Raw genomic sequence first — 25,675 nt, forward strand, 5'->3', positions numbered from 1 at the left:
TGCCGACCGGTGCGCGACCCCCTGTCCCTCCACGAGGCGCAGGTGGCGGGCGCCGCCCCTACCGCCTCGTCACCGCCCCGCCCCGCACCGCCGGGCGACACCGGGCGACGAGGTCGCCGAGCAGGCGTGCCCGCCACGGGGTCCACACACCCGGACCGGTGCCGCGCGCCTCCGCCTCGGCCAGGGCGTGGAGGAGCTCGAGCAGCAGCGGGTCGCCGTCGAGTGCGGCGAGGACCCGGCGGACGGTGCCCGGCTCCTCGGGGTCGCCGCGGTGGGCGGTGCGGAGCAGCAGGTCCTGGTGGCGCACCGCCGCCGTCAGGACCCCGACGTCGTCCGCAGCGAGGCCGAGCCGCCGTCCGACCTGGCCGGCCAGCGTGGCTCCGACCACGGCGGGGTCCTCGTCGCGGCCCTGCCCGAGGCCGTGCACGAGTGCGGTGAGCAGCAGGAGGTCGGGGCGCGCCACCCGGTCCGCCAGCGCGGCCGCCCGCCGGGTGACCTCGAGCAGGTGGCGCCCGACGGTCCAGACGTGCCGGGGCCGGCCCGGCGGGAGGTCCCGGACGGCGCCCCACTCCGGCAGGAGCCGCCCCCACAGCCCGGCGCGGTCGAGCGCCTCCACGACCTCGACCAGACCGTCCCCCGCGCCGAGCAGCGCGAGCAGGGCGGTGCGGGCGGCGTCGGGCCAGGGCGCCCGGAGCTCGGGCGCGGCGTCCGCGAGCCGGCGCAGGGCCGATGGCGCCATCGGCCGCCCGGTGCGCGCGGCGGCGGCGGCGAGACGCAGCACGAGCACCGGGTCGCGCGCGACGCTCGCGCGGCGGGCGAGCGTCACCTCGCCGGCGTGGACGACGACGCCGAGACCGAGGTCGGCGGGGGGCGGGCCGGGCGCGGTGTCCCGCGAGGGCGGCCGCAGCGCCCGCAGCGCGCTGCCGGTGGTCGCCGCCACGGCCCGGCCCGCGCCGCCGAGCGCGCGCAGCAGGTCGTGCGGGGCGGCGAGGTCGGGCAGGTCCTCGACGCGCAGGACGTCGCGGGCCCGGCCCGCGTGCCGGTGCAGGTCGGTGCGCAGGTCGAGCAGCACCCCTCGGGCCGCGCGGACCTCGGGCGGGACACGGTCCGCCGCACCCGCCGTGGCCAGGGCGTCGAGGAGCGTGAGGTCGCGCAGCCCGCCCCGGCCGGCCACGAGGTCGGGCTCGACGCGGTGGGCGACGTCGCCGGCGCGCCGCCACCGGGCGTGAGTGGCCTCGACGAGGTCGACGGCCCGGGTCGCCGCGCCCGCGCGCCAGGCGCGCCGGGCGGTCCCGACCAGCCGGTCCACGAGCTCCGCGTCCCCGGCGACGAGGCGGGCGTCGAGCAGGTCCAGCGCGGTGGGGAGGTCCACCAGGGACGCCTCCACCGCCTCGCCGACGGTGCACACCGCGCGCAGCGGGGTGCCGAGGGCGGCGGCGACCCCGTGGATCCCGTGCGGGCCGGGCAGGGTGCCGTCGTGCACCAGCAGGAGATCGGGCACCGAGTACGGGGCGAGTTCCCGGCGACCGAGGGACCCGATCGCGACGAGGGCGCTGCCGCGCTCGACGCCGGCCGCCGTGGCGCGGGTCGCGAGCCAGAGGTCGTGGAGGTCGACGAGGGCGGCCCGCAGGGCGGCGGGTGCGAGTCGGCGGCCGCCAGGCGCGGGCGCGAGGAGCGCGGCGCGGGCGCGCAGGAGGTCGGTCGCGGGGTCGTCGGGGGGCGTCGGCGGGACGGGGCCGGCTCCGGCCATCCGGTCCTCTCGTCGGCGGCGGGCGGGATCGGAGGGGGATGCGCGGCCCGGACCCGCCGTCGGGATGGTCCCGACGACGGGTCCGGTGCCGGACGCGTCGGAGCGCGTCAGAGGGCGTCGGTGCCGCGCTCACCGGTGCGCACGCGCACCACGGTCTCGATCGGGGTCACCCAGACCTTCCCGTCACCGATCTTGCCGGTGCGGGCGGTCTCGGCGATCGCGTCGAGCACCTTCTCCGCGGTCGGGTCGTCGGTGACGACCTCGACGCGGACCTTGGGCACGAAGTCCACCGAGTACTCCGCCCCGCGGTAGACCTCGGTGTGGCCCTTCTGCCGGCCGTAGCCCTGGACCTCGCTCACGGTCATCCCGAGGACGCCGAGCTGCTCGAGCGCCCCCTTGACGTCCTCCAGGACGAACGGCTTGATGATCGCGGTCACCATCTTCACGACGGGTCAGCGATCCGTCGTCGTGGCCGCGGGCACCTGGGTGGTCGCGGCGCCGACGCCGACGCCCGACGACGTCCGGCTGGTCATGCCGGAGTAGTCGTAGCCGGACTCGGCGTGCTCGGCCTCGTCGATCCCGATGGCCTCGGCCTCGTCCTCGATCCGCAGCCCCATCACGGCCTTCACGACGAGCGCGATCACGGCGGTGAGGATGCCGGTGTAGACGATGACCGCCCCGGCCGCGAGGGCCTGGATGCCGAGCTGACCGAAGCCTCCGCCGTAGAAGACACCGCCGGCGCCGGCCGGCGATCCGTCCCAGGCGAAGAAGCCGATGAGCAGCGTGCCCACCAGACCACCCACGAGGTGGACGCCGACGACGTCGAACGCGTCGTCGAAGCCGAAGCGGTACTTCAGGCCGACACCGAAGGCGCAGGCGAGGCCGGCGATGAAGCCGATCGCCATGGCCCCGAGCGGCGTGACCGCCGCACAGGCCGGGGTGATCGCGACCAGACCCGCGACGATGCCGGAGGCGGCGCCGAGCGAGGTGGGCTTGCCGTCGCGGACCTGCTCGATGATGAGCCAGCCGCAGATGGCGGTGCAGGTGGCCACGACGGTGTTCATGAACGCGTAGGTGGCGTCGAAGTTCGCGACGGCGGCCGACCCGGCGTTGAACCCGAACCAGCCGAACCAGAGGAGCCCGGCGCCGAGCATGACCATGGTCAGGTTGTGCGGGCGGGCCGAGTCGTTCGGCCACCCCCGGCGCTTGCCCAGGATCAGGGCGAGGACGAGGGCCGCCATGCCGGCGTTGATGTGGACCGCGGTCCCGCCCGCGAAGTCGACCGCGGCGATGCCGCTGGCGATCCAGCCGGCGTCGAGGTCGAAGACCCAGTGGGCGATCGGGAAGTAGACGAGCAGCGCCCAGAGCAGCGAGAAGACCATCCACGAGTTGAACTTCATGCGGTTGGCCACCGCACCGGCGATCAGCCCCACGGTGAGGATGGCGAACATCGCCTGGAAGGCGGCGAACGCGATGTCGGGCAGCCCGTCGGTCTGCACGGTGTCCGAGAGGAGGCTGGACAGCATGAAGTACTGCGACGGGTTGCCGAGCAGGCCGCCGCCCACGTCGTCGCCGAAGGCCAGCGAGTAGCCGACGATCACCCACAGGACGCCGACCGTGGCGAACGTGGAGAAGACCATCATCATCATGTTGAGGACGCTCTTGGAGTGCGCCTGGCCGCCGTAGAACAGGGCCAGGCCCGGCGTCATGAGCAGGACCAGCGCGGTGCTGGTCAACATCCAGGCGATCGTTCCGCTGTCGAGTGGCACGGCCGGCGGCTTCCCTTCCCTAGCCGGACATTTCGGCCGGAACGCTCTCTTCGTGATGTTTCGGATGATGATGCGCAAAGAGTCGGGAGTGTTACGTCGTCCCCGTCCGGGTGACGTCCTGATGACACCCGACCGCACGTGTCGCGGGCACCCGTCGTCGGGAAGCCCCTCGGGTGCTTCCCACCCACCCCGACAGCCTGAACGGGCCCGTCCGCGTCCTGCGATGGATGGCCGGCATGGGCCTCATGACCGTCAGCTACCTGCGGGACCGTCATCTCGTCGTGCGCTCCGAGGAGCCCGGCGGCGACGCCGACCTGCCCGCGGGTGTGCCCGCCGACCTCACCGACGCCAGGGTGCAGCCCCAGGAGCACGGCGTCGGGCCGCTGTTCCACCGCCGGTTCACCGTGCTCGTCGACGGCGCCACCACCGACGCCGAGGGCCTCATGACGGTGGTCCGGGGGGACCTGGAGCAGCTGCTGCCGAAGGAGGTCGCGGCCGTGACCCCGCACGGGGACGGCACGCCGCCGAAGCCCGGCGACGAGTTCGTCGTGCGGATGCCGGGGCCGTGGGACGGCCCGGTGCGGGTGATCTCCACCGACGACACCCACCTGCGCCTGACCACCCTCGCCGGCCACCTCGAGGCCGGGCAGATCGAGTTCCGCGCCGACGACACCTCCGACGGCCTGCGGTTCACCATCGAGACGTGGGCGCGCCCCGGCACCGCGCTGGTGAACCTGCTGTTCACGCACCTGCGGGTGGCCAAGGAGATGCAGCTGTTCATGTGGGTGCGGGCCTGCCTCGCGGCGACCCGGATCGCGGGCCGCGGCCCGTCCGGGCACGTCTACGCCCACACCCGTCGGGTGCGCTCCTCGGAGGGCCGGGACGCAGAGTGAGGGACTAGCGTCCGGGGCATGACGACGGAGGCCACCACCACCGAGCACGACGTCAAGCCCCGCAGCCGCGACGTCACCGACGGCCTGGAGCGTGCGGCCGCCCGCGGCATGCTCCGCGCGGTCGGCATGACCGACGACGACTTCTCGAAGCCGCAGATCGGGGTGGCCTCGTCGTGGAACGAGATCACGCCCTGCAACCTCTCGCTGGACCGCCTCGCCGACGCCTCCAAGCAGGGCGTGCACGCGGCCGGCGGCTTCCCCATGGAGTTCGGCACCATCTCGGTGTCCGACGGCATCTCCATGGGCCACGAGGGGATGCACTACTCCCTGGTCTCCCGGGAGATCATCGCCGACTCGGTGGAGACGGTGGTCCAGGCCGAGCGGCTCGACGGGACGATCCTGCTGGCCGGGTGCGACAAGTCCCTGCCCGGGATGCTCATGGCCGCCGCGAGGCTCGACCTCGCGTCGGTGTTCATCTACGCCGGCTCGATCGCCCCGGGCTACGTCGACGGCAAGGAGGTGTCGATCATCGACGCCTTCGAGGCGGTCGGCGCGTGCGCCCGCGGGCTGATCACCCGCGAGAAGGTCGACGAGATCGAGCGGGCCATCTGCCCCGGCGAGGGCGCCTGCGGCGGGATGTACACCGCGAACACGATGGCGTCGGCCGCCGAGGCGATGGGCATGTCGCTGCCCGGCTCCGCGTCACCGCCCTCGGCCGACCGTCGCCGCGACGGGTTCGCCCGCGCCTCGGGCGAGGCCGTCGTCGGGATGCTGCAGCGCGGGCACACCGCGCGCGACATCATCACGCGTGAGTCGCTGGAGAACGCGATCGCCGTGGTCATGGCGTTCGGCGGGTCCACCAACGCGGTGCTGCACCTGCTCGCGATCGCCCGCGAGGCCGACGTGCCGCTGACCCTCGACGACTTCAACCGGATCGGCGACAAGGTCCCGCACCTCGCCGACGTGAAGCCGTTCGGCCGCTGGATGATGAACACGGTCGACCGGGTCGGGGGCGTGCCCGTCGTCATGAAGGCCCTGCTCGACGCCGGGCTGATCCACGGCGACTGCCTGACCGTCACCGGTCGCACCGTGGCCGAGAACCTCGAGGCGCTCGAGCCGGCGGGGCTGGACGGCGACGTCCTGCGGCCGCTGACGAATCCGATCCACCCCACTGGCGGGCTCACGATCCTGCGCGGGTCGCTGGCCCCCGACGGGGCGGTGGTGAAGTCGGCGGGCTTCGACTCGGCGTCGTTCGAGGGCGTCGCGCGGGTGTTCGACGGCGAGGCCGGGGCGATGGAGGCGGTGTCGGAGAACGCCCTGAACGCGGGCGACGTGGTGGTCATCCGCCAGGAGGGCCCCCGCGGCGGGCCGGGGATGCGCGAGATGCTCGCCGTCACCGGCGCGATCAAGGGCGCCGGCCTGGGCAAGGACGTGCTGCTGCTGACCGACGGCCGCTTCTCCGGCGGCACGACGGGGTTGTGCGTCGGGCACGTCGCGCCCGAGGCCGATCACGGCGGTCCGATCGCCTTCGTCCGCGAGGGTGACCGGATCCGCCTCGACCTGGCGGCGCGCACCCTGGACCTGCTGGTGGACCCGGACGAACTCGACCGCCGCCGCGAGGGGTGGACCGCTCCCCCGCCGAAGCACCGGACCGGCGTCCTCGGCAAGTACTCGCGCCTCGTCGGCTCCGCGGCCGAGGGTGCGGTCGTCGGGTTCGACTGAGCCTCCGGAGCCCGCACCGGCTCCGCGAGGGGTACGTCAGGCAGGTCCGCGGGCCCCGGGACCTGCACCACGTACCACTCGCGCACGGTCGGCCCGGTCGCCCGCGCGAAGATCCCGACGTGCGGAGCGAGGTGCTCGCTGAGCGACCACTTCGCTCCGCTCGATGAGATCTCGGGTCCGGGCCGGTCCCGCCGTCAGGACGCCCCCGCCACCTCCCGGGCGGCGTCGGCGCCGGCCGCGAGGTGGCGCGTCACGGCGTGCATGCCGTCCGCGGGTCCGTCCGCGGTCTCGACCTGGCGCAGGAGGTCGACCAGCGCGTCGAGCAGGTGGCCGACCTCCCCCGCGACCAGGGGGAGCCCGTCGTCGGGAACGTGGCCGCGGAGCCCCTCGGCACGTCCCCCGATGCGCAGCGCCTCGCCTGCCTCGCGCAGGGCGGTGACCGCGGTGGTCTGCGTGTCGCTCATGCGGACGGATTATCCGCACGGCGTCGATCGCGCGTCGAGGAGAGTGCGCACCGTGGCCACCCGTCGGGTGAAGCAGGCCACGCCGCCGCCGTGCTGCGCACCGCGAGCGCCCACGTCCCGGCCGGGCAGGTCGAGGACGCGTTCCTCGCGATCGACCACGTCCGCAGCCTGTTCCCGCGCTGACGCCGGGCGGTCCCCGCAGCGCACGTCCGCGCACCGACCGGCTCAGCGTGCGGCGATCCGGCGTCGGACGACCTCGTTCCAGGTGTCGGCGTCGACGCGGGCGCGTTTCCGGTCGACGGCGGGTCGGCGGCACACGGCCTCGCGCCAGTCCTCGGGCGGCGGAGGCGGCGGGGCCGGCACGTCGTGGGCGCGGGTCTGGTCGTCGGACGCCATGGGGTCCTCCCGGGGTGCTGGGGGACGGCGTCGGGGCGTGAGCCGCGGTCCGTCCACGGCACCAGACGTCGACGGCCGGGTCAACCCCTGCCGGTCACCCCAACGCCGCGAGGAAGGCCTGCGCCCAGCGCGCGACGTCGTGCTCGGCGACCTGCGCGGAGAGCTCCGCCATCCGTCGTCGGGAATCCGGCGAGCCCGCCCCGTCGACCGCGTCGGCGATGGCGGCCGCGACGCCGTCGAGGTCGTGCGGGTTGACCAGCCGCGCCGCGGTGAGTTCCTCGGCGGCGCCGGTGAACTCGGAGAGGACGAGGTCCCCGGAGTCGTCCGGGCGGGTCGCGACGTACTCCTTCGCGACGAGGTTCATCCCGTCGCGCAGCGGCCTCACGAGGGCGACGTCGGCCGCGAGGTAGAGCGCGGCGAGCTCGTCGGGCGGCAGGGAGCGGTGCACGTAGTGGACCGCCGGGCGCCCGATCCCGGCGTGCTCGCCGTTGATCCGCCCGACGGTGCGTTCGACCCGCTCGCGCGTGCGGCGGTAGGCGTCGACGCGCTCCCGGCTCGGCGTCGCGACCTGCACGAGGACGGTGGACGCCGGGTCGAGCCGCCCGGTGTCGAGGAGTTCGCCGAACGCGTCGAGCCGCACCTCGATGCCCTTGGTGTAGTCGAGGCGGTCGACGCCGAGGAGCACCGTGTCCGGGTCGCCCAGCTCCGTCCGCAGCTCGCGGGCCCGGGCGTCGGTGGCGGGGTCGGCGCCGCGGCGGGCGAAGGCGGCGCTGTCGATCGAGATCGGGAAGGCCCCGACGTGGGTGGTGCGTCCCCCGTGGCGCACCTCCCCGCCCGCTTCCCGCAGACCGATCGGGCCGTCGTCGATCCCGGCGCCGCACAGCCGGTGGGCGAGCCAGCGGAAGTTCGCTGCACCGCCCGGCGTGTGGAACCCGACGAGGTCGGCCCCGAGCAGACCCTCGACCACCTCGCGCCGCCACGGCAACTGGAGGAACAGCTCGACAGGCGGGAACGGGATGTGCAGGAAGAAGCCGATCCGCAGGTCGGGCCGCAGCTCGCGCAGCATCCGTGGCACGAGCTGGCACTGGTAGTCCTGCACCCACACCGTGGCGCCCTCGGCGGCGACCGACGCCGCGGTCTCGGCGAGGCGGCGGTTGACCGCGCGGTGGGTCGTCCGTCAGTCGCGGTCGTAGACGGGCGCGGCGACGAGGTCGTGGTAGAGCGGCCACAGGGTGGCGTTGGACGCGCCCTCGTAGTGCGCGGCGACCTCGTCGGCCGAGAGCCGGACCGGCACGAGCGTCACGTCCGCCCCGACCGCGTCGTCGGCGAACGGCTCCGGCTCGGCGTCGGGAACCCCCGGCCACCCGACCCACGCGGCGCGCCGCCCGGCCAGGGCGGGAGCGACCGCGCTGACGAGCCCGCCCGGCGCGGCCTGCCACCGCTGCCCGCCGTCGTCGTCGGTCACCAGGTCCACGGGCAGGCGGTTGGCGACGACGACGAACTCGACGGGTTCCGGCATGGCGCCCTGCTACCCGTCGCCCGGCCCGGCGGACACGTGTGAGCGGCCCCGTCGGGCGGGAAGCCTGCGGCGTCGGTTGACCACGCAGCATGTCTCTTCCCGACGACGGGTGGTGCTGCGATGCGATCCGGACCTGCGGGTCCCCGACGACTCCGGACGGTCGGGCCCCCGCGCTCGTGCGGCACCGGCGAGCCCACCCGGCGGGCGTCGTGACCGGCGCCGCCCCGTCGTCGGGAACCCTCTCCTTCGTCGGCACCGCGACCGTGCTGCTGGAGTGCGCCGGCATGCGCGTGCTCACCGACCCCAACTTCCTGCACCGCGGGCAGCGGGCGTGGCTGGGCCACGGCCTGACCTCCAAGCGGCTGACCGAGCCCGCGTGGACCCCGGAGGAGCTGGCACCGGTCGACGCCGTCGTGCTCTCCCACCTGCACGGCGACCACTGGGACCGCGAGACCCGGCGGCGGCTGCCGCGGAGCACGCCGATCGTGACCACGCCGCACGCGTCGCGGCGGCTGCAGACGCGGCACGGCTTCCCGCGGGCGGTCGGGCTCGCGACGTGGGAGTCGCACGTGCTCGCCGGACCGGACGGCGCGACGTGCACCGTCACCGCGCTGCCCGGGCGCCACGCCCCGGAGCCGGTGCAGCGTCTCCTGCCGCCGGTGATGGGCAGCCTGCTCGAGTTCCGGGCGCCGGGCGGGCGACTGGTGCAGACGACGTACCTCTCGGGCGACACGCTGGTGTTCGACGGGTTGCACGCGATCCGGGAGCACGTCGACGAGGTCGACCGCGCCGTGCTGCACCTCGGCGGCACCACGCTTCCCGGCGGTGTGATGGTGACGATGGACGGGCGCCAGGGCGTCGACGCCCTGGAGATCCTCGCGCCACGCCGGGCGACGCCCGTGCACTACGACGACTACACGGTCTTCCGCTCGCCGCTGTCGGACTTCGTCGGCGAGGTGGAGCGGCGGGGGTGGGCCGGCCGCGTCGACTACGTGGGACGCGGGGACACGATCCCGTTGTAGCCGGTCGTTTCCCCGCGCCACGGGATCGGGGAGCCGACGACCATGAAGGCAGTCACCTGGCAGAAGCCCGACGAGGTGCGGGTGCTGACGATGTTCGACAAGGGCATCCGGCTCGCGATGGGCCAGGCGCACGTCAAGCAGTGGGTCCCCGAGATCCTGCCGCTGCTGACCGACGACGACCCGCTCGGCGTCCACGACCTCGAGACGCACGCGCTGCCGCTCGACGAGGCCGCGCACGGGTACGAGATCTTCCAGAAGAAGCAGGACGGGGCGATCAAGGTGGTGCTCAAGCCGTAGGTGGCGTGCGGCCTCGTGAGTCCTTCTCCGTGTCCTGGCACGCATGAGTGCTCAGAGGCGTTTACGCACCTGGCGTGATCGTCCACCCGTCGGCCGTGCTCGAGGTCCACACCGTGCCGCCGGGGCTGTCCGAGGTACTCGACGATCTCGCCGCGGCCCCGGACACCGCAGGCCGGTGGCGGGTGCTGGCCGCTCTGGGAGCGCGCGACCTGGTCGCCGCCCGGCTCGCGGAGGCCCACGCCGACGCCACCGGCATCCTCCGCCAGCTCGGCGGTGAGCCGCCCGGACCGGACTCGCTGTGGGGGGTGTGGGCCGCCCGGGCGCCGCACGCGGTGGTCGAGGCGGACCACGGCCCCGACGGGTGGACGCTGAGCGGCGCCTCGCCCTGGAGTTCGGGCAGTGACCGGTGCACCGACGCCCTGGTCGTCGCGGGCGACCGCCTCTTCGCGGTCCGGCTCGACCGGCCCACCGTGGTCGCGGGCGAGGACCCGTGGCGCGGGCTCGGGATGGCCGGGTCCGGCACCACGACCGTCCGGTTCCACCACACCCCGGCGCGCCCGGTCGGCGAGCCCGGCGACTACCTGGACCGTCCCGGCTTCTGGCACGCCGCGGCCGGCGTCGCCGCCGTGTGGTTCGGCGGCGCGGTGGGGGCCACGGACCCACTGCGTCGTCGAGTCCGTGACGGGCGCGGGGACGCGCACGACGCCGCTCACCTCGGTCGGGTCGATGCCGCGCTCGGGGCCGCCGCCGCGCTGCTGCGGGAGGCCGCGGCGGCGGCGGACGCGGACGTCGACACGGTCGACGCCGCCCGCCGGCGGGCCCTGGTGGTCCGCGCGACCGTGGAGGTCGCGGTCGAGACCGCGCTGCGCAGCACCGGCCGGGCGACCGGCCCCGGTCCGCTGGCCCACGACGCCCGGCACGCGCGCCACGTCGCCGACCTCGAGGTCTACGTCCGGCAGAGCCACGCCGAACGCGACCTCGCCACGCTCGGCGGCCTCGCCGCCACGGCCCCGGAGGTGACGCTGTGACCCCTCGCGATCTGACCGGCACCGGCACGTCGGAGCAGGACTGGCAGGCCTCCGGCGTCCTCGCCGCCCTCCCCCGTGTCACGCCCGCGGACGTGCGCCCGGCCGGGCGGGTCGTCGTCCTCGCCCCCCATCCCGACGACGAGACGCTCGGCGTCGGCGCCACGCTCGCGACGTGGGCCCGCGCCGGCGCGGCGGTGACCGTCCTCGCCGTCACCGACGGCGAGGCGAGCCATCCCGGCAGCCCCACCCTCTCCCCCGCCCGACTGGTGGAGCGCCGCGTCGCGGAACGCACCGCCGCCCTGCACCGGCTCGGGCTCGCCGGGGCGCCCGTCGTCCGGGCCGGCCTCCCCGACGGTGGGGTGGCCGACCGCCGCGCCGACCTCGCCGCCCTGCTCACGGACCTCGTCTCCCCCGGCGACACCCTGCTCGCCCCGGTCCCCGGCGACGGTCACCCCGACCACGACGCCGTCGCCGACGTCGCCGCGGACGCCGGCGTGCCGGTCCTGGGGTACGCCGTGTGGTGGTGGCACTGGGCGGCGGCCGGTGAGCTGCCCCCGGGTGCGGTCGTGATCGGGCCCGACGAGGCGGCCCGCGAGGCCAAGCGGGACGCGGTGAGCTGCTTCCGCACCCAGGTCGAGCCGCTCTCCGACCACCCCGCCGACGCCGCGATCCTGCCGCCGCCGGTGCTGGAGCGCCTGCTGCGCCACGAGGAGGTGCTGTGGAGATGACCAGCCTGCCGCGCCAGCACTTCGACGACCTGTGGGCCGCCGAGGCGGACCCGTGGGGCCTCGAGTCGTCCTGGTACGAGGACCGCAAGCGCGCCCTGGTGACGGCAGCGCTGCCCGATGCGCAGTACCGCCGGGCGGCGGAGCCGGGGTGCGCGGGAGGTGCGCTGTCGGTGCTGCTCGCACCGCGCTGCGCCGAACTGGTCTGCACCGACGTCAGCGCCACCGCCGTCGCCCGGGCCCGCGGTCGGCTCGCCGGCTTCGACCACGTCACGGTCGAGCGGACGGCGGCGTTCCCGCCGGGCCGGTTCGACCTCGTCGTCGTCTCCGAGCTCGCCTACTACTTCGGGCAGGCCGACCGGGACGCCTTCTGGGCCCGCGTGGTCGACGCGCTCGAACCGGGCGGGACCCTGCTGGCCGTGCACTGGATCCGTCCGGCACCGGAGTACCCGGTCGACGGGAACCGGGTGCACGACGAGCTGGCCACCCTCCCCGGCCTGGGGCGCGTCGCTGAGCACCGGGAGGCCGACTTCCGGCTCGACGTGCTCGCCCGGACGCCCCCGGCGGTCCGGTCGGTGGCGCAGCGGGTGGGCCTGCGGTGACGGTGCTCGGGGTGGTGGTGCCCGTCCACGACGAGGAGGTGCTGCTCGGCGGGTGCCTCGAGGCGCTGGCCCGGGCGGCCCGGTGGGTGCGCGGCAGCGCGGAGGTGCGCACCGTCGTCGTGCTCGACTCGTGCCGCGACGCCAGCCGGGAGATCGCGCGCGAGTACGACGTCGACCTGGTCGCCTTGGCGGCCCGCAACGTCGGGGCGGCCCGCGACGCCGGGTTCCGGGCGCTGCTCGACGCGCCGGGCGCGGTACCGGACTGGATCGCCACGACCGACGCCGACTCCCACGTGCCGCCGGACTGGCTGCTCGCGCAGCTCGCGGCGTACGAACGCGGCGCCGACGCCCGGGTCGGCGCGGTGTACGTCGACGACTGGGACGACCACGGTCGCTCCGCCCGGGAGTGGTTCCGCACCGTCTACGACACGGCCGCCGATCCGCACCCGCACGTCCACGGCGCCAACCTCGGCGTGCGCCGCGAGGCCTACGAGCGCTGTGGCGGCTTCCGGGGGCTGGCGGTCGGCGAGGACGTCGCGCTGGTGGCCGCGCTGGACGCCGACGGCGCGGTGCACCGCTCGCGGCGCAGCCCCGTGCTCACCAGCGGCCGCCGCCTCGCCCGCGCGGCCGGGGGCTTCGCCACCCGGCTGGGCGAGCTGGAGGCGGGCTGACCGGCGGTCGCCTCAGGAGGCGAGGCCCGAGTTCCGTCCGGACTCCGCGGTCGAGTCGTCGAGCATCGTGTCGGCGGCCTCGGCGTCGCCCGACCCCTCGGTGGCGACGGCGCGCGCCGCGGTGGTGTCGAAGTACAGCCGCACCTCGTCCACGGTGTCGCCCGCGAGGTCGATCACGGTCGCCCCGACGTAGCGGACCGGCTGCCCGTCGTGGTGGTGCCCGGTGCTGACCCACTCGAGGACCGCGCGCGCGTCGGTCTCGGTGACCGTGGTGAAGTGCGAGGTGATGTCGGCGTAGGTCCGCCGGTAGGCGTCCCAGAACGTCCGGGCGCCGTCCGGGCCGGTGGAGGAGTGCGCCGCACCCGAGCTCGTCCAGCGGGTGTCGTCGGTGGCGAGCTCCGCCATCGCCCCGGTCTCGCCGTCCTGCTCGACCTCGCGCAGCGCGTCCACGAAACGGCGGGCGGTGGCCGAGGCCAGCAGTGTCTCGGCGCCTTCCGATGCCATCAGGTCGTCCCTCCCGGGGGTTCGATGTGTTCACCGCCGGGTGTGCTCCCGGCGGGCAGCGACAAACGTGATGCGGCGTGGGTCGCGCCGGACCGAGCCACGTTTGCCGTGGTGTCGCGATCGGTGACCCGTGGGCCCGGCCGACCCGTCGTGGGCGGCCGCGACCGGCGTCGACGCTCCATCCCCGCGGCGCCGACGCATGCACGCACCCCTCGGGGTGCGTCTCGCGAGGGGATCACTCATGACCGACATGGAGACCGACACCCGCACCACGGGCACCCGGGGCGAGCACCCGACGGGCGGCGGCCACAGCACCGTGCGCTGGAGCGCCGCCTGGGTGGGCGCGCTCACCGCGGTTCCCGTCTTCCTCGTCCTGCAACTGCTCGTCGTCGCGTTCGGCTGGATCACGCCCGGCTCCGACGGCGACACGAACGGCGGCATCGTCTCGGCGGTCCTCGGGGTCATCGCGCTCGCCGTCGGCGGCGCGGCCTCCGGGGCCGCGGGCAGCCGCTCCCCCTCGTCGACCGCCCTCCTCGAGGGCGCCGCCGTCTGGGCGCTCGCCGTCGTGGGCCTCATCGCCCTCGGCGTGGCCGGCGCCGGGGCGATCCTCGGCGCGGCGGGCGGGCTCACCGGGGTGGTCGTCGACACCACGCCACCCGTCGACCCCGCGACCGCGGCGGACGCCGTCCGCAGCGGTGCCGGCTGGGCCGCGGTCTGGCTCGGGGTCTCGTTCCTCGCCGCCGTCGGCGGCGCGGCGGCCACCCGCGACCGCGTCCACGGCCGCACCGACGCGCGGCGCTGACCTCCGGCACCGCGCACCCGTCGTCGGGAACTCCTTCCCGACGGCGGGTGCGCGTGCGTCGGACGTGGTCGACTCCTCACGTGGCGGAGGTCGTGCTGCTGATCGGGCTGCAGGCGTGCGGGAAGACGACGTACTACCGCGGCGTCCTGGCCGCCACCCACGTCCTGGTGTCCAAGGACGCGATGCCGCGCTCCGCGCGCGGGAAGGAGGCGCGGCTGCTCCGGGACCTCGGGGCGGCGCTGGAGGCGGGCCACGACGTGTGCGTCGACAACACCCAGCCGTCGGCCGCGGAGCGTGCCGGGGTGATCGGGGCGGCGCGGGTGGCCGGTGCCCGGGTGGTCGGGCACTGGTGGCGGCCCGACCTGCCGCTCTCGCTGGAGCGCAACGCCCGCCGCGCCGAGCCGATCCCCCTGGTCGGGCTGTACGCGGCGTCGGCCCGGTGGGAGGAACCGCGCCTCGCCGAGGGCTTCGACGACCTGGTCGAGCACGGGTCGTGAGATCTCGTCGAGCCGCGCGAAGTGCTCGCTCAGCGATCACCTCGCGCGGCTCGTCGGGATCTTCCCGACGACGGGTACCGCCGGCGGCGATCCCCCGTTTCACCCCGTGGCGGCAGCGGTCACCCGCGCGGCACGCGGGCCCGCCGATGGATCTCGCCAGTCCGGCCCGACGCCCCGTCCCCGGGAGGACCCACCATGGGCACAGGCGAGACCGGCTCGGACGACGTCCCCGTCGACCTCGTGCGGGCGCGGCACCACACCCTCGGGGCCGGCCACGACGAACGCCGGGGACGCCGGCTCGGATGTGGCCGGGGTCACGGAGCAGCGGGACCGCCTCGCCCGCGCCGGCCGAAGACCCCGTCGACGGACGCCCCGTGCACGGGCCGTCCGCTCGTCCTCGGGCTGCTCGCGGCCGCCACCGTGCCGGGCGACGCGGTGTCCGCGCTGGCGCGCACCGTCGCCGCGCGGCTCGCGCTGGAGACCGGCCTGCAGGTCGACTGGGAGAGCGGCGCCGGCGGGACCGGCGACGACGGGTGGGACCTCACCCTCGCGGTGGTCGCGCTCCCCTCCATCGCCGGCGGCCAGCCCCTGGTCACCCGCCGGCCCGACGGCCGGTGCGGGTCGGCGCTCGTCGGCCTGCCCGTGACCGCCACGGCGCCGCCGCACCCCGACGCGGTGCTCGGCGATGTCGCCGACCGGCTCGTCGACACCCTGCGCGCCAGCCGCTTCCTACCCTGGAGAGCATGAGCGCCGCGTACACCGCCCCCGGCCCGTCCGGCGCCGGCGACCGGGTCGATGCCGTGGTGGTCGGCGCGGGTCACAACGGGCTGGTCGCGGCGAACCTCCTCGCGGACGCCGGGTGGGAGGTGCTGGTCCTCGAGGCCACCGACACCCCGGGCGGGGCGACCCGCAGCGCCGACCTGGCCGCCCCCGGATGGCGCACCGACCTCGGCAGCGCGTTCCACCCGTTGGGTGCCGCCTCGCCGGTGCTGCGCGGGCTGGAGCTGGAGCGGTACGGGCTGCGGTGGAGCCACGCGCCGCAGCCCCTCGCCCACGTCCTGCCCGACGACCGTGCGGCGGTCATCTCCCGGGACCTCGACGCCACCGCGTCCGGCCTGGACGCGTTCGCGCCCGGGGACGGCGACGCCTGGCGTCGGCTCGCGGCGCAGTGGCAGCAGCTGCGCGACCCGTTGCTCGGCGCCCTGCTCGGTCCGTTCCCGCCGGTGCGCGGCGGGCTCCGGCTGCTGCGCGCGACGGGCTCGCCGGACCTCCTGCGTCTCGTGCGCCGCCTGCTGCTGCCCGCCCTGCGGTTCGGGGTCGAGGAGTTCCGCGGGGAGGGCGCGCGGGCCCTGGTGGCGGGCAACGCGATGCACGCCGACGTCCCGCCCACCGGATCGGGCAGCACCGCGTTCGGCTGGCTGCTCTCGATGCTCGCCCAGGACGTCGGGTTCCCGGTCCCGGTCGGGGGCTCCGGGTCGCTGGCCGCGGCGCTCGTCGCCCGGCTCGAGGCCCGGGGCGGCCGGGTCGAGACGGGCCGGCCGGTCGCGGAGGTCCTCGTCGAGCGCGGCGTCGCCGTCGGAGTGGCCGACGGGGCGGGCGGCTCGGTCCGCGCCAGGCGGGCCGTCCTCGCCGACGTGCCCGCGCCGGTCCTCTACCGCGACCTCGTGGGGTGCGGCCACCTGCCGTCACGTCTGCGTGCCGACCTCGACCGGTTCCAGTGGGACCACGCCGTGCTCAAGGTCGACTGGGCGCTCTCCGGGCCGGTGCCGTGGACCGCCCGCGGTGCGCGGGACGCCGGCACGGTGCACGTCGGGGCGGACACGACCGGCCTGGTCGACCTCGGCGCCGACCTCGCGGCCGGCCGGGTGCCGGAAGCGCCCTACCTGATCCTCGGTCAGCTCACGACCGCCGACCCCACCCGCTCGCCTTGCGGGACCGAGTCGCTGTGGAGCTACACGCGGGTCCCCCACGACGCGCTGCGCGGCCCCGGGGAGGTCGACGCCCACGTGGCCCGGATGGAGGCCGTGCTCGCACGACACGCGCCCGGGTTCGCCGACCTCGTGGTGGGCCGCGCGGTGTCCGGCCCGGACGAGCTGCAGCACCAGAACCCGGGCCTGGTCCGCGGTGCGCTCATGGCCGGGACCGCCTCACCCCACCAGCAGCTCGTGTTCCGCCCGACCCCGGGGCTCGGGCGCCCCGACACCGTGATCGACCGGCTCTTCCTGTCCGGCGCCTCCGCGCACCCGGGCGGCGCGGTGCACGGCGGCCCCGGAGCCGCCGCCGCCCGGGCGGCGCTCGCCCGGGGCGGGCGGCTCGGTCCGGCGTACGCAGCGGCGATCCGGGCCGGTCACCGCGTGGTGCACGGGTCCGGCTGAACCCTGGGCGCTGACGGTCGCCGGTTGCCACGGCGTCCCCGCCGGGTACGCGGCCTGCGGTTGACCCCTCAGCCGTCCTGGTCCGTGACGTCAGGAGGGGTCCTATGGAACCCGGCAGCGCCGACGAGAGCACCACCCGGCCCGCGCCCGGGTCCGACGACGAGGACCTCCTGCTGCGCCTGACCCGCGAGCACCGGGACGCGGCGGGGCTGATCCTCGCCCTGCAGCGCTGGAGCTGGGCCGGCGCGGGCGACCCGGCCCGGACCGCCTGCGAGCTGGTCACCGATCTCGTGCGGCACTCGCTGGCCGAGCGCATCCACCTGCTGCCCCTGGTCCGCCGCCACCTGCCCGAGGGCGAGGCCACCGCCGCCCGCATGGAGACGGGGCAGCAGGAGCTCGAGCACCAGGTGCAGGAACTCGACCGACTCGCCGTGACGGCCGACGCCCTGAGCCACCTCACGGTCGTGGACGCCCTCCTCACCCGGCACGCCGACGAGCTCGAGCGGCACGGGTTCCCGGCGCTCGCCGCGGCCTGCCCCGTCGAGGAGCTCCGCGATGCGGGGGCGCGGGCGGCGCCGCGGGAGGGGGCGGGGCTCGTGGACCGGATCCGGAATCTGTTCCGGGGCTGACCCCCGGCCCGGGCGAAGGGCGCCACTCGCCGGTCTCCCTGACCGAAGGGCCCCTTCGCTCAGGAGGGGTCGGCCCGGCGAAGGGCGCACGCCGACGATCGACCCGGACGAGCGCGAGCCGCCGTCCTCGCCCCCCGGTGGACGGGATCGGCCGCGCAGGAGACCTCCGACGCCACCGCGGGACGCCCGTCCGCCTCGCAGACTCGCTCAGCCGGCCGGGACGCCCGGCCAGGTCGCGACCCGCAGTTCGAGCCGGCCCTCCCGGACGCGGGCCGGGAACACGGCCGCCGGAGCGGTCGCCGGGCCCTGCATCACGCGGCCGTCGTCGAGCCGGAAGACGCTGCCGTGCCAGGGGCACTCGAGGCATGCGTCGCCGTCGCGGTCGGTGAGCTCGCCGTCGGAGAGCGGCGCGGACGCGTGCGGGCAGCGCTGCCCGAGGGCGCGCACCCGGTCCCCGTCGCGCACGACGACGACCCGGACCTCCCCCGCCCGACGCGCCACCGGCTCGCCGTCGGGGAGGTCGTCGAAGGCCCCCACGTCGGTCCAGTCCTCGGGGCCGATGTGCGGGTAGTCCTCGGCGTGGTTGGCGCCCAGCGACTGGTGGTAGCTGAGGTGCCCGCCGAGGGCGGCACCCGCCGAGCCGACGGCGAGCGCGGTCCAGCCCCAGAGCGCGCCGCGGGTGCTGCGACCCCGCAGCCGGGCCCCGAGGGACACGACGTAGCCCGACAGCATGGCGATGTTGGCGGCGGCGTGGACGATGCCGACGCGCTGCTGCTCCTCGTGGGCCTGCGAGTAGTCCGCCCAGCCCGCGGCGGCGGTGGGAACCGCCGTCAGCAGCCCGACCCCGATGAGCGCGGTGGCGGGCCGCCGGGTGCGCGGCACGAGGTCGAGCACCCCGGCGGAGAGGAAGCTGCCGAACGAGGCCTGGGCCAGGATCGGGTGCAGCGGGTGCCCGATCGGGACGCCGTGCAGCACGTCCGCGACCTTCTGGTTGGTCAGGACCTTGGTCACCAGGTCACGCGCGGGGGCGGCGACCCGGTCGAGCACTTCCGCGCGGGCGATCCGGTCGATGTCGTCGAAGGGGCGCACGGTGCTCGCTCTCGCCGCAGGGGTGGTGGCCGGCGCGGGTGCCCGACCCCCGATGACCGCACACCCGGTTCTCAGTGCTGCCCCGGCTGCTCCGCCTCGGCGTCGGGAGCGTCGGTCCGGTTGTTCGGGTAGGGCTCGGAGCCGGGCGGTGGCTCCACGATGCGGGCGCTGAACAGCATCATCATCACGAAGCCGAGCAGGGCCAGGGCGAGGTGGAGGAAGTGGTCGGCGGTGTTCAGGTCCAGCCAGCCCGGCGCGGCCGTGAGTCCGACGAGGTAGAGCACGAGGAAGGCCAGCACCTGGATCACGCACCAGCGGCGCACCCAGCGCCGGGTCACCGTGGCGGCGACGCCCAGGACCGCGGTCGCGGCCAGCAGCACGGCGTGCCCGAGGCCGATCGTCAGGTTGAGGACCTGCGCCGGGCTCCCGGAGACGGCGTTCGCCACGAACGCCCACACCGCGAGCACGGCGAGGACCACGCTCTGGCCGACCAGGATCGAGGTGGCGATCCGGCCGAGGACACCCTCGTGGGGCACCGACGGGACCGGGTTGCCCTGCTCGTCGCGACCCGGCTGGACGTAGGGTCCGCTCCCCTGCGCGGACTCGTCGTGCGCCTCCGACCGACCGGGGGCGTCGCTCTGCGCGGCGGGGTTGACATCGGTGGATCGCTCGCTCATGGCCCAGATAACCCGATCCGACCCACCGGCCACACCCGGCGCAGGTTAAATCCCGATACCGGCCCGCCGTCGGTAGGACGCCACGAACTCCGGCAGCGCCGGTCCCCGCGGTCGTCGCCCGGGCACGATGTCGCAGGTCCCCGTCTTGGTGTCCATGATGTGGACGTTGGGGTCGAGGGAGATGCCGATCAGCTCGTTGGCCGCGTCGCCCGTGACGAGACCGTTCGGCCCCCAGTGCCACGGCAGCCCGATCTGGTGCACGACGTGCCCGTCGATCCGCAGCGGCTTGCACCGCTCGGTGACCACCACCCGTGCCTCGATCGCCGACCGGGCCGTGACGATCGTGGCCCACCCGGTGTGCTCGAGGCCCCGCTCGGCGGCCAGCGCCGGGGAGACCTCCACGAACATCTCGGGGGCGAGCTCGGCGAGGTAGGGCGTCCACCGGCTCATCCCGCCCGCCGTGTGGTGCTCGGCGATGCGGAAGGTCGAGAAGGCGATCGGGTAGACGTCGGACCCGGGCTCGCCGTCCGGCGGGTTGTACCGGTTGTCCGGCCGGTCGAAGCGCTCCCGGGCCGGGTTGGCGCGCGACCCCGGGTGCAGCGCGTTGCGCGACGGCGACTCCTCCGGCTCGTAGTGCACCGGCAGCGGACCGTCCGCGAGCCCGGTCGGCACGTAGAGCCAGGCCCGGCCGTCGGCCTGCATGATGAACGGCTCGTCCCCGCCGATCGCGTCCTGCGCGTGCGCCCCCTCGGGCGGCCGGTAGGACGGCGGCTTCTCGGCCTCGAAGTCGGGCAGGTCGTGACCGGTCCAGCGCTGCTGCTCCTCGTCCCACCAGACGTAGGCCTTGCGCTCGCTCCACGGCCGGCCCTCGGGGTCGGCCGAGGCCCGGTTGTAGAGCACGCGTCGGTTCATCGGCCACGCCCAGCCCCACTCCAGGGCCGCGGGGCTCTCCCCGCCCGCGGGCTTCCGCCGCGCCGCCTGGTTGACGCCGTCGGCGTACACGCCGGAGTAGATCCAGCACCCGCAGGCGGTGGACCCGTCGTCGCGCAGGTCGGTGTAGCCGCTGACCGGGCTGCCGTCGGCGACCCGGTAGCCGGAGATCTCGGCGAGCACCGCGTGCGCGTCGGGGTCGCCGTGCGGGCCCTCGGTCGGGTAGTCCCAGGTCAGGTCCAGGATCGCCCGGTCCCGGTCGAGCTGCGAGCTCGCGAGGCGGGCCCGGATGCGGTGCCCGAGCTCGTGGACGAACCACAGGTCGCTGCGGGCGTCGCCCGGCGGTTCGACCGCCTGGTGGCGCCACTGCAGCAGCCGCTGGGTGTTGGTGAACGAGCCGGCCTTCTCGATGTGCGTGGCCGCGGGGAGCAGGAAGACCTCGGTGTCGATGTCCTCGGGGCGCATCTCCCCGGTCTCGATCTCGGGACCGTTCTTCCAGAACGTCGCGGTCTCGATCTCCTGCAGGTCGCGCACGACGAGCCAGCGCAGACTCGACAGCCCGTGGCGCTGCTGCTGGGAGTTCGTGGTGCCGACGGCCGGGTTCTCGCCGAGGACGAAGTACCCCTCGCAGTGGCCGTCGATCATGTTCAGCACGGTGGTGAACGTCGAGTGGTCGCCGGAGATGCGCGGCATCCGGTCGAAGTAGTAGTCGTTCTCCGCCGTGGCGTGCTCGCCCCACCACGCCTTCAGCATGCTGATCGTGTAGGCGGGCATGTTCCCCCAGAAGCCCTTCTGCGCGGCGTCCGCGGCGAGGTACTCGGGGAGGTGCATCTCGTGGTGCGCGCCGGGCATCGGGATGTAGCCCGGCAGCAGGTCGTAGAGCGTCGGGATGTCGGTGGAGCCCTGGATCGTGGCGTGCCCGCGCAGCGCCATGATGCCGCCGCCGGGACGTCCCATGTTCCCGAGCAGGGCCTGGAGGATCGAGGCGCAGCGGATGTACTGCACGCCCACCGTGTGCTGCGTCCAGCCGACCGAGTAGACCCACATCGTGGTGCGCTCGCGGCCGGAGTTGGCGCAGATCGCCTCGGCGACCTCGGTGAACTGCTCCGGGCTCATCCCGCACACCGAGGAGACCATCTCGGGGGTGTAGCGGGCGAAGTGCCGCTTGAGCACCTGGTAGACGCAGCGCGGGTGCTGCAGCGTGTCGTCGCGGACGGGGTCGCCCCGGAACGGGACGCCGCCCGATCCGGTGCTCTCGGACTGGCCGAGCAGGTGGCTGACCCGGTGGGTCTCCGCGTCGCCGCCCCACCGGTCGCGGTTGCCGGAGGCGGCGGCCACCTCGGCGCCCTCGTACTGCCAGGTGGACGTGTCGTAGCTGCGGGTCTCCGGATCCCAGCCGGAGAAGAGCCCGTCGTCGTCACCCGCGTCGACGAAGTCCTCGCGGGTGAGCATCGGGGCGTTGGTGTAGGCGACGACGTAGTCGCGGAAGTCGCGCTCGTGCGTCAGCACGTGGTTGATCAGGCCGCCGAGGAAGGCGATGTCCGTGCCGGGACGGATCGGCACGTGGGCGTCCGCGACGGCCGATGTCCGGGTGAAGCGCGGATCGACGTGGATGATCTTGGCGCCGCGACGCTTGGCCTCCATCACCCACTGGAAGCCCACCGGGTGGGCCTCCGCCATGTTCGAGCCCTCCAGGACCACGCAGTCGGCCTGCGCGATGTCCTGCTGGGAGTTGGTGGCGCCGCCGCGCCCGAAGCTGGTCCCCAGACCGGGGACGGTGGAGCTGTGTCAAATGCGCGCCTGGTTCTCCACCTGGACGGCGCCGAGCGCGGTGTAGAGCTTCTTGAGGAGGTAGTTCTCCTCGTTGTCCAGGGTGGCGCCGCCGAGGTGGGCGAACCCGAGGGTGCGGTTGAGCAGCCGGCCCTCGGCGTCGGTGTCCTGCCAGGTCCGGGCCCGGGTGTCGACGACCCGGTCGGCGATCATGTCCATCGCCGTGTCGAGGTCGAGGTCCTCCCACTCGGTCCCGCCGGGGCGCCGGTAGCGGACCTTCGTGATGCGCGTCGGCGACGTCACCAGCGAGAGGCTCGACGAGCCGCGCGGGCAGAGCCGGCCGCGGCTGATCGGCGAGTCCGGGTCGCCCTCGATGTGGGTGACCCGGCCCTCCTTCGAGTAGACCCGCTGCCCGCAGCCGACCGCGCAGAACGGGCAGACCGACCGGGTGACGGTGTCGGCCTCGTCGGTGCGGGGCTCCCAGGGCTCCGGGGCGTCGGAGCGCACGGCGTCGCCCCGGCCCAGCGGGTCGGACCCGGTGAGCTGCCGGAACAACGGCCAACGACGGACGAGCTGCAGCGGATCCACTTCGAGGACCTTCCGGACGACGACGGGTCGGTCCGGCTGAGAGGTCAACCGCTGCGGGGAAGGGTGCCAGGCGGACGGCCCGACCGCACGGCCGGCGACGTCGGGCGGTTCACGTGAGGTCCCGATCCCGCTACGCTCGGCGCTTCTCGGGTTGACGCCAGGCAGCTCGCCCCTGGCCGGCTGCCCCCGAGGAGGAAGCGTGAGCAGTGCACGTGCGGAGGTCCTCCTCCGGCCCGTGATCGGTGTGGACGTCCACCCGCGTGCCGTGCGGGTGCGGATGCACGGTGATCTCGACGCCGTCGTCGCCCCGCGACTCGAGCGGGTGCTCGCGGAGACGATCTCCGACGTCGCCGCCGGCCCGCGCAGCCCCGTCACCCGGATGACGATCGACCTCGAGGCTGTTGACGTACTCGCCGCCGCGGGGATCACCGTGCTGCTGCGCGCCCGCAGCGCCGCCGAGCACCAGGGCGTCGAGTGCGTGGTCTGCGTCAGCGCCCGCGGGCGGCGGACGCTCGCGATGACCGGGCTGGACCGGGTCCTGCTCCGCGCGTGACCCCTCCCTTCGCGGCTTCCCTCCCACCGGGGAGGGGGTCTCAGTCCAGCAGCGCCCGCACCGCGGCGGGGTCCGGCCCGTCCGGCTCGATGAGCACGATCGCGTCGTCGAACCCGGCCTCGGCGTAGCGGGCGAGCGCCTCGCGGGTGGCGCCGAGGTCCGTCGTCGGGACGGCGCAGACCAGCGCGCGGCGTCCGCCGGCCGACCGGAAGCGGGCGTGCGCGGCGACGATCTCGTCCGGCGACGTGCGGTACCCCGAGGCGAGCCAGCCGTCGAACTCCCGCGCGGCCCGCTCGACGTTCGCCCCCCAGGAGCCCAGCAGCACCGGGACGTCGACCCCGGACAGGGCGAGCCGGGCGTCGGCGTCCCCGCCCGCGGCGAGCAGCGTGCGCAGCCGCGGGACGGCCGCGCGGAAGGTCCGGAACCGGGCGGAGAAGTCGCTGCCCAGCGCCTCGTGGTCGGCGGCGGTGGAACCGGGGCTCAGGCCCAGCGCCAGCCGGTCGCCGCACACGTGCGCGAGCGACAGGAAGCGGTGCGCGAGGTCGGCGGGGTGGTGCAACGGGACCTGCACGGTGGCCGTGCCGAGCTCCACGTGCTCGGTGACGGCCGCCGCTGTGGCGAGGGTCGTCCACGGGTCGGGCACCAGCGGCCCGCGGCCGACGATCTCCGGGGTCCACAGGCTCTCGAACCCCTCGCCCACGAGTCGGCGCGCCCACTCGGCGACCGGGTACGCCGGGGCGGCGGAGAGGTGGACCAGCGTCGCGCCGAGCCGCACGGACGACCTCCTCGGCCGGCCGGTCCGGCAGCGCGATCATAGGGGTGCGCATCCCGGGCATCGCGATGTCGACAGCTCTTCCTCCGACGGCCGGTGCTCGTCGACGGGGCCGTCGTCCGGTCCTACGAGGACGCCTCCCTGGCCCTGGTCACCGCGACCGGGCTGCTGCCGCGCGCGTCGTCGCTCAGGTCCGCTCCCGGCTCAGCGCCAGCAGCTGGTCGTCGGGGGTGAAGAGCCGCCGGACCAGGCCGAGGGCGACCACGCTCGTCGTCGTGGCCGCCGCGGCGAGCACCAGGAACATGACGACCGCCTGGACCAGCACCGCCTGCAGGGGCGGCACGCCGGCGAGGATCAGGCCGGTCATCGCGCCGGGCAGGAAGACCAGCCCCGTGGCCTTCGTCGTCTCGATCTGCGGGCTGAGCGCCGAGCGCAGGACGCCGCGCAGGTAGGGGCGGGCGGCGTCGCGGCCGGACTGCCCGAGCGCGAGCCGGGCCTCGATCTCGGCGCGCTTGTCGGCGAACTCCTCGGACAGCCGCCGGCCGGCGAGCACCGTCGAGGTCATCGCGTTCCCGACGATGAGGCCCGCCATCGGCACCAGCGTGCGCGAGGTCAGCGGGAACACCCCGAGCCCGAAGAGGACCACGAGGCAGACCGCGCCCGCGGCGAGGAAAGCGGCGCCGGCGACGGGCAGCAACCCGGGGACGGCAGGGGCACGCTGCTTCGCGGTGTACGCCGCGTAGCCGAGCATCGCGGCCACCCACAGCCACGACCACCACAGTGACACCCCGGGCAGGAGCAGCAGCGCGAGGACGCCGCCCACGATCAGCAGCTGCACCAGGGCGCGCGCCGCGGCCCAGACGATGCTGCGCTCCAGCCCGAGCCGCCAGGCCAGCGAGATGCCCGCGGCGACGACGACGAGGACCAGCGAGACGGCCAGTCCGGTCCAGCTGATCGTCACGACGTCCTCCCCCGGGTGAGGTCCCACTCCCGGCTCTCCACCAGCGCGCCGTCACGCAGCTCGAGCACCCGGTCGGCCACCCGGCGCACCTGCGCGTCGTCGTGCCCGACCCAGACCACCGTGAGGTCGCCGTCGTCGACCAGCGCGAGCACGGTGCGCTCGAACTCGCGGGCGGGCGTGGCGTCGAGCGCCGAGGTCGGCTCGTCGAGGAGCAGCGTCTCCGGCTCGGTGATCAACGTGCGTGCGAGACACATCCGCTGGAGCTCTCCCCCGGAGAGCGTGTCGGCGTCCCGGTCGAGCAGCTCCGGGTCGAGGGAGACCCGCCGCAGGGCCTCCCCCATCGCGTCCCGATCGGCGTCCGGCGCGGCCACCGCCAGGTTGTCGGCCACGGACCCGGCGAACGGCGTCGCCCGCTGGAACACCATCCCGACGCGGCGCCGCAGCTCGTGCGGGTCCATCTCGTCGAGCGCGGTGCCCTCGTAGGTGATCGACCCGTCGTCGGGAACGTCGAGGCGGTCGAGCAGCCGCAGCAGTGTCGACTTCCCGGCCCCGGACGGGCCCCACAGCGCCGTCACGCCCTGGCCGGGGATCTCGGCGTCCACCGCGTCGAGCACGGTGTGGTCGCCGCGGCGGACCGTCACCCCGCGCAGGACGAATCCTGCGGTCATCG

At 75.3% G+C, this 25,675-nt stretch carries 26 protein-coding genes and 1 pseudogene; 14 read left to right on the plus strand and 13 right to left on the minus strand.

What is annotated here, in order from left to right; translation table 11 throughout:
- Positions 1-58: 58 nt before the first annotated feature.
- The 3 genes from QSK00_RS26670 to QSK00_RS26680 all read right to left on the minus strand — a co-directional run bounded on the left by QSK00_RS26670 (position 59) and on the right by QSK00_RS26680 (position 3,489).
- The gene (locus QSK00_RS26670) at positions 59-1,750 is read right to left on the minus strand and encodes an HD domain-containing protein (RefSeq protein WP_285595880.1); all 1,692 of its coding nucleotides are present in this window, start codon (positions 1,748-1,750) and stop codon (positions 59-61) included.
- Positions 1,751-1,857: 107 nt separating this feature from the next.
- Positions 1,858-2,196 carry a P-II family nitrogen regulator gene (locus tag QSK00_RS26675; RefSeq protein WP_285595882.1) on the minus strand — a complete coding sequence of 113 codons (339 nt, stop codon included), beginning with the start codon at positions 2,194-2,196 and terminating at the stop codon, positions 1,858-1,860.
- A gap of 6 nt (positions 2,197-2,202) precedes the next feature.
- Positions 2,203-3,489 (minus strand): ammonium transporter, encoded by a 1,287-nt coding sequence (locus QSK00_RS26680; protein ID WP_285595883.1) that lies wholly within the window; start codon positions 3,487-3,489, stop codon positions 2,203-2,205.
- Between the two features lie 203 nt (positions 3,490-3,692).
- On the opposite strand from QSK00_RS26680, the gene QSK00_RS26685 reads away from it, so the two are divergent.
- Both QSK00_RS26685 and ilvD read left to right on the plus strand, forming a co-directional pair.
- Positions 3,693-4,412 carry a DUF1990 family protein gene (locus tag QSK00_RS26685; protein WP_285595885.1) on the plus strand — a complete coding sequence of 240 codons (720 nt, stop codon included), beginning with the start codon at positions 3,693-3,695 and terminating at the stop codon, positions 4,410-4,412.
- A gap of 18 nt (positions 4,413-4,430) precedes the next feature.
- Positions 4,431-6,134: a dihydroxy-acid dehydratase gene (gene ilvD, locus QSK00_RS26690; protein ID WP_285595886.1), complete on the plus strand. Its 1,704-nt coding sequence runs from the start codon at positions 4,431-4,433 to the stop codon at positions 6,132-6,134.
- Positions 6,135-6,328: 194 nt separating this feature from the next.
- On the opposite strand, the gene QSK00_RS26695 is transcribed toward ilvD, so the two are convergent.
- The 3 genes and pseudogenes from QSK00_RS26695 to QSK00_RS26705 form a co-directional block, all read right to left on the minus strand.
- A complete protein-coding gene (locus QSK00_RS26695; protein WP_285595888.1) occupies positions 6,329-6,598 on the minus strand; it encodes a hypothetical protein in 270 nt (89 codons plus the stop codon).
- Positions 6,599-6,823: 225 nt separating this feature from the next.
- Positions 6,824-6,994: a hypothetical protein gene (locus tag QSK00_RS26700; RefSeq protein ID WP_285595890.1), complete on the minus strand. Its 171-nt coding sequence runs from the start codon at positions 6,992-6,994 to the stop codon at positions 6,824-6,826.
- Positions 6,995-7,088: 94 nt separating this feature from the next.
- Positions 7,089-8,513 (minus strand): annotated as a pseudogene (locus tag QSK00_RS26705) (alpha,alpha-trehalose-phosphate synthase (UDP-forming)).
- 176 nt (positions 8,514-8,689) lie between these two features.
- On the opposite strand from QSK00_RS26705, the gene QSK00_RS26710 reads away from it, so the two are divergent.
- The 6 genes from QSK00_RS26710 (at position 8,690) to QSK00_RS26735 (ending at position 12,858) form a co-directional block, all read left to right on the plus strand.
- Positions 8,690-9,535 (plus strand): MBL fold metallo-hydrolase, encoded by an 846-nt coding sequence (locus QSK00_RS26710; protein ID WP_285595891.1) that lies wholly within the window; start codon positions 8,690-8,692, stop codon positions 9,533-9,535.
- A gap of 42 nt (positions 9,536-9,577) precedes the next feature.
- Positions 9,578-9,832 carry a hypothetical protein gene (locus QSK00_RS26715; RefSeq protein WP_502872081.1) on the plus strand — a complete coding sequence of 85 codons (255 nt, stop codon included), beginning with the start codon at positions 9,578-9,580 and terminating at the stop codon, positions 9,830-9,832.
- A gap of 74 nt (positions 9,833-9,906) precedes the next feature.
- Positions 9,907-10,860, plus strand: coding sequence for an acyl-CoA dehydrogenase family protein (locus QSK00_RS26720; RefSeq protein ID WP_285595893.1), 954 nt, complete (start codon positions 9,907-9,909; stop codon positions 10,858-10,860).
- Complete coding sequence (locus QSK00_RS26725; RefSeq protein WP_285595894.1) at positions 10,857-11,588, plus strand: PIG-L deacetylase family protein; 732 nt, start codon at positions 10,857-10,859, stop codon at positions 11,586-11,588. Before QSK00_RS26720 ends, QSK00_RS26725 begins: the two co-directional genes overlap by 4 nt.
- Positions 11,585-12,187 (plus strand): class I SAM-dependent methyltransferase, encoded by a 603-nt coding sequence (locus QSK00_RS26730; RefSeq protein WP_285595896.1) that lies wholly within the window; start codon positions 11,585-11,587, stop codon positions 12,185-12,187. The genes QSK00_RS26725 and QSK00_RS26730 overlap by 4 nt, the downstream gene beginning before the upstream one ends.
- A complete protein-coding gene (locus QSK00_RS26735; RefSeq protein ID WP_285595898.1) occupies positions 12,184-12,858 on the plus strand; it encodes a glycosyltransferase family 2 protein in 675 nt (224 codons plus the stop codon). The genes QSK00_RS26730 and QSK00_RS26735 overlap by 4 nt, the downstream gene beginning before the upstream one ends.
- A gap of 12 nt (positions 12,859-12,870) precedes the next feature.
- Here QSK00_RS26735 and QSK00_RS26740 read toward each other — a convergent pair whose 3' ends face one another.
- The gene (locus tag QSK00_RS26740) at positions 12,871-13,362 is read right to left on the minus strand and encodes a nuclear transport factor 2 family protein (protein WP_285595900.1); all 492 of its coding nucleotides are present in this window, start codon (positions 13,360-13,362) and stop codon (positions 12,871-12,873) included.
- A 241-nt stretch (positions 13,363-13,603) separates the two neighbouring features.
- Between QSK00_RS26740 and QSK00_RS26745 the strand changes: the two genes are divergently transcribed.
- The 5 genes from QSK00_RS26745 (at position 13,604) to QSK00_RS26765 (ending at position 17,665) form a co-directional block, all read left to right on the plus strand.
- Positions 13,604-14,164, plus strand: a complete 561-nt coding sequence (locus QSK00_RS26745) for a hypothetical protein (RefSeq protein WP_285595902.1) — start codon at positions 13,604-13,606, stop codon at positions 14,162-14,164.
- A gap of 80 nt (positions 14,165-14,244) precedes the next feature.
- A complete protein-coding gene (locus QSK00_RS26750) occupies positions 14,245-14,661 on the plus strand; it encodes an AAA family ATPase (RefSeq protein WP_285595903.1) in 417 nt (138 codons plus the stop codon).
- Between the two features lie 195 nt (positions 14,662-14,856).
- Positions 14,857-15,408: a hypothetical protein gene (locus QSK00_RS26755; protein ID WP_285595905.1), complete on the plus strand. Its 552-nt coding sequence runs from the start codon at positions 14,857-14,859 to the stop codon at positions 15,406-15,408.
- Positions 15,405-17,036, plus strand: a complete 1,632-nt coding sequence (locus QSK00_RS26760) for a phytoene desaturase family protein (RefSeq protein ID WP_285595907.1) — start codon at positions 15,405-15,407, stop codon at positions 17,034-17,036. The genes QSK00_RS26755 and QSK00_RS26760 overlap by 4 nt, the downstream gene beginning before the upstream one ends.
- Before the next feature lie 104 nt (positions 17,037-17,140).
- On the plus strand, positions 17,141-17,665 hold the full coding sequence (locus QSK00_RS26765) for a hemerythrin domain-containing protein (protein ID WP_285595908.1): 525 nt from the start codon (positions 17,141-17,143) through the stop codon (positions 17,663-17,665).
- Positions 17,666-17,872: 207 nt separating this feature from the next.
- Here the strand turns inward: QSK00_RS26765 and QSK00_RS26770 are convergent, their stop codons facing one another.
- From QSK00_RS26770 to fdh, 3 genes are all read right to left on the minus strand, one after another.
- Positions 17,873-18,754, minus strand: coding sequence for a Rieske (2Fe-2S) protein (locus QSK00_RS26770; RefSeq protein WP_285595910.1), 882 nt, complete (start codon positions 18,752-18,754; stop codon positions 17,873-17,875).
- A 71-nt stretch (positions 18,755-18,825) separates the two neighbouring features.
- A complete protein-coding gene (locus QSK00_RS26775; protein ID WP_285595913.1) occupies positions 18,826-19,431 on the minus strand; it encodes a hypothetical protein in 606 nt (201 codons plus the stop codon).
- 45 nt (positions 19,432-19,476) lie between these two features.
- Positions 19,477-22,719, minus strand: a complete 3,243-nt coding sequence (gene fdh / locus QSK00_RS26780) for a formate dehydrogenase (RefSeq protein ID WP_285595914.1) — start codon at positions 22,717-22,719, stop codon at positions 19,477-19,479.
- 199 nt (positions 22,720-22,918) lie between these two features.
- On the opposite strand from fdh, the gene QSK00_RS26785 reads away from it, so the two are divergent.
- Positions 22,919-23,272: an STAS domain-containing protein gene (locus QSK00_RS26785; RefSeq protein WP_285595916.1), complete on the plus strand. Its 354-nt coding sequence runs from the start codon at positions 22,919-22,921 to the stop codon at positions 23,270-23,272.
- Positions 23,273-23,312: 40 nt separating this feature from the next.
- Here QSK00_RS26785 and QSK00_RS26790 read toward each other — a convergent pair whose 3' ends face one another.
- The 3 genes from QSK00_RS26790 to QSK00_RS26800 form a co-directional block, all read right to left on the minus strand.
- On the minus strand, positions 23,313-24,047 hold the full coding sequence (locus QSK00_RS26790) for an LLM class flavin-dependent oxidoreductase (protein ID WP_285595917.1): 735 nt from the start codon (positions 24,045-24,047) through the stop codon (positions 23,313-23,315).
- A 184-nt stretch (positions 24,048-24,231) separates the two neighbouring features.
- Complete coding sequence (locus QSK00_RS26795; protein WP_285595920.1) at positions 24,232-25,005, minus strand: ABC transporter permease; 774 nt, start codon at positions 25,003-25,005, stop codon at positions 24,232-24,234.
- Positions 25,002-25,673 (minus strand): ATP-binding cassette domain-containing protein, encoded by a 672-nt coding sequence (locus QSK00_RS26800; protein WP_285595922.1) that lies wholly within the window; start codon positions 25,671-25,673, stop codon positions 25,002-25,004. The genes QSK00_RS26795 and QSK00_RS26800 overlap by 4 nt, the downstream gene beginning before the upstream one ends.
- Positions 25,674-25,675 lie beyond the last annotated feature (2 nt).

This window comes from Actinomycetospora sp. NBRC 106378, from assembly GCF_030269685.1.
In the GTDB taxonomy this organism is placed as follows: domain Bacteria; phylum Actinomycetota; class Actinomycetes; order Mycobacteriales; family Pseudonocardiaceae; genus Actinomycetospora.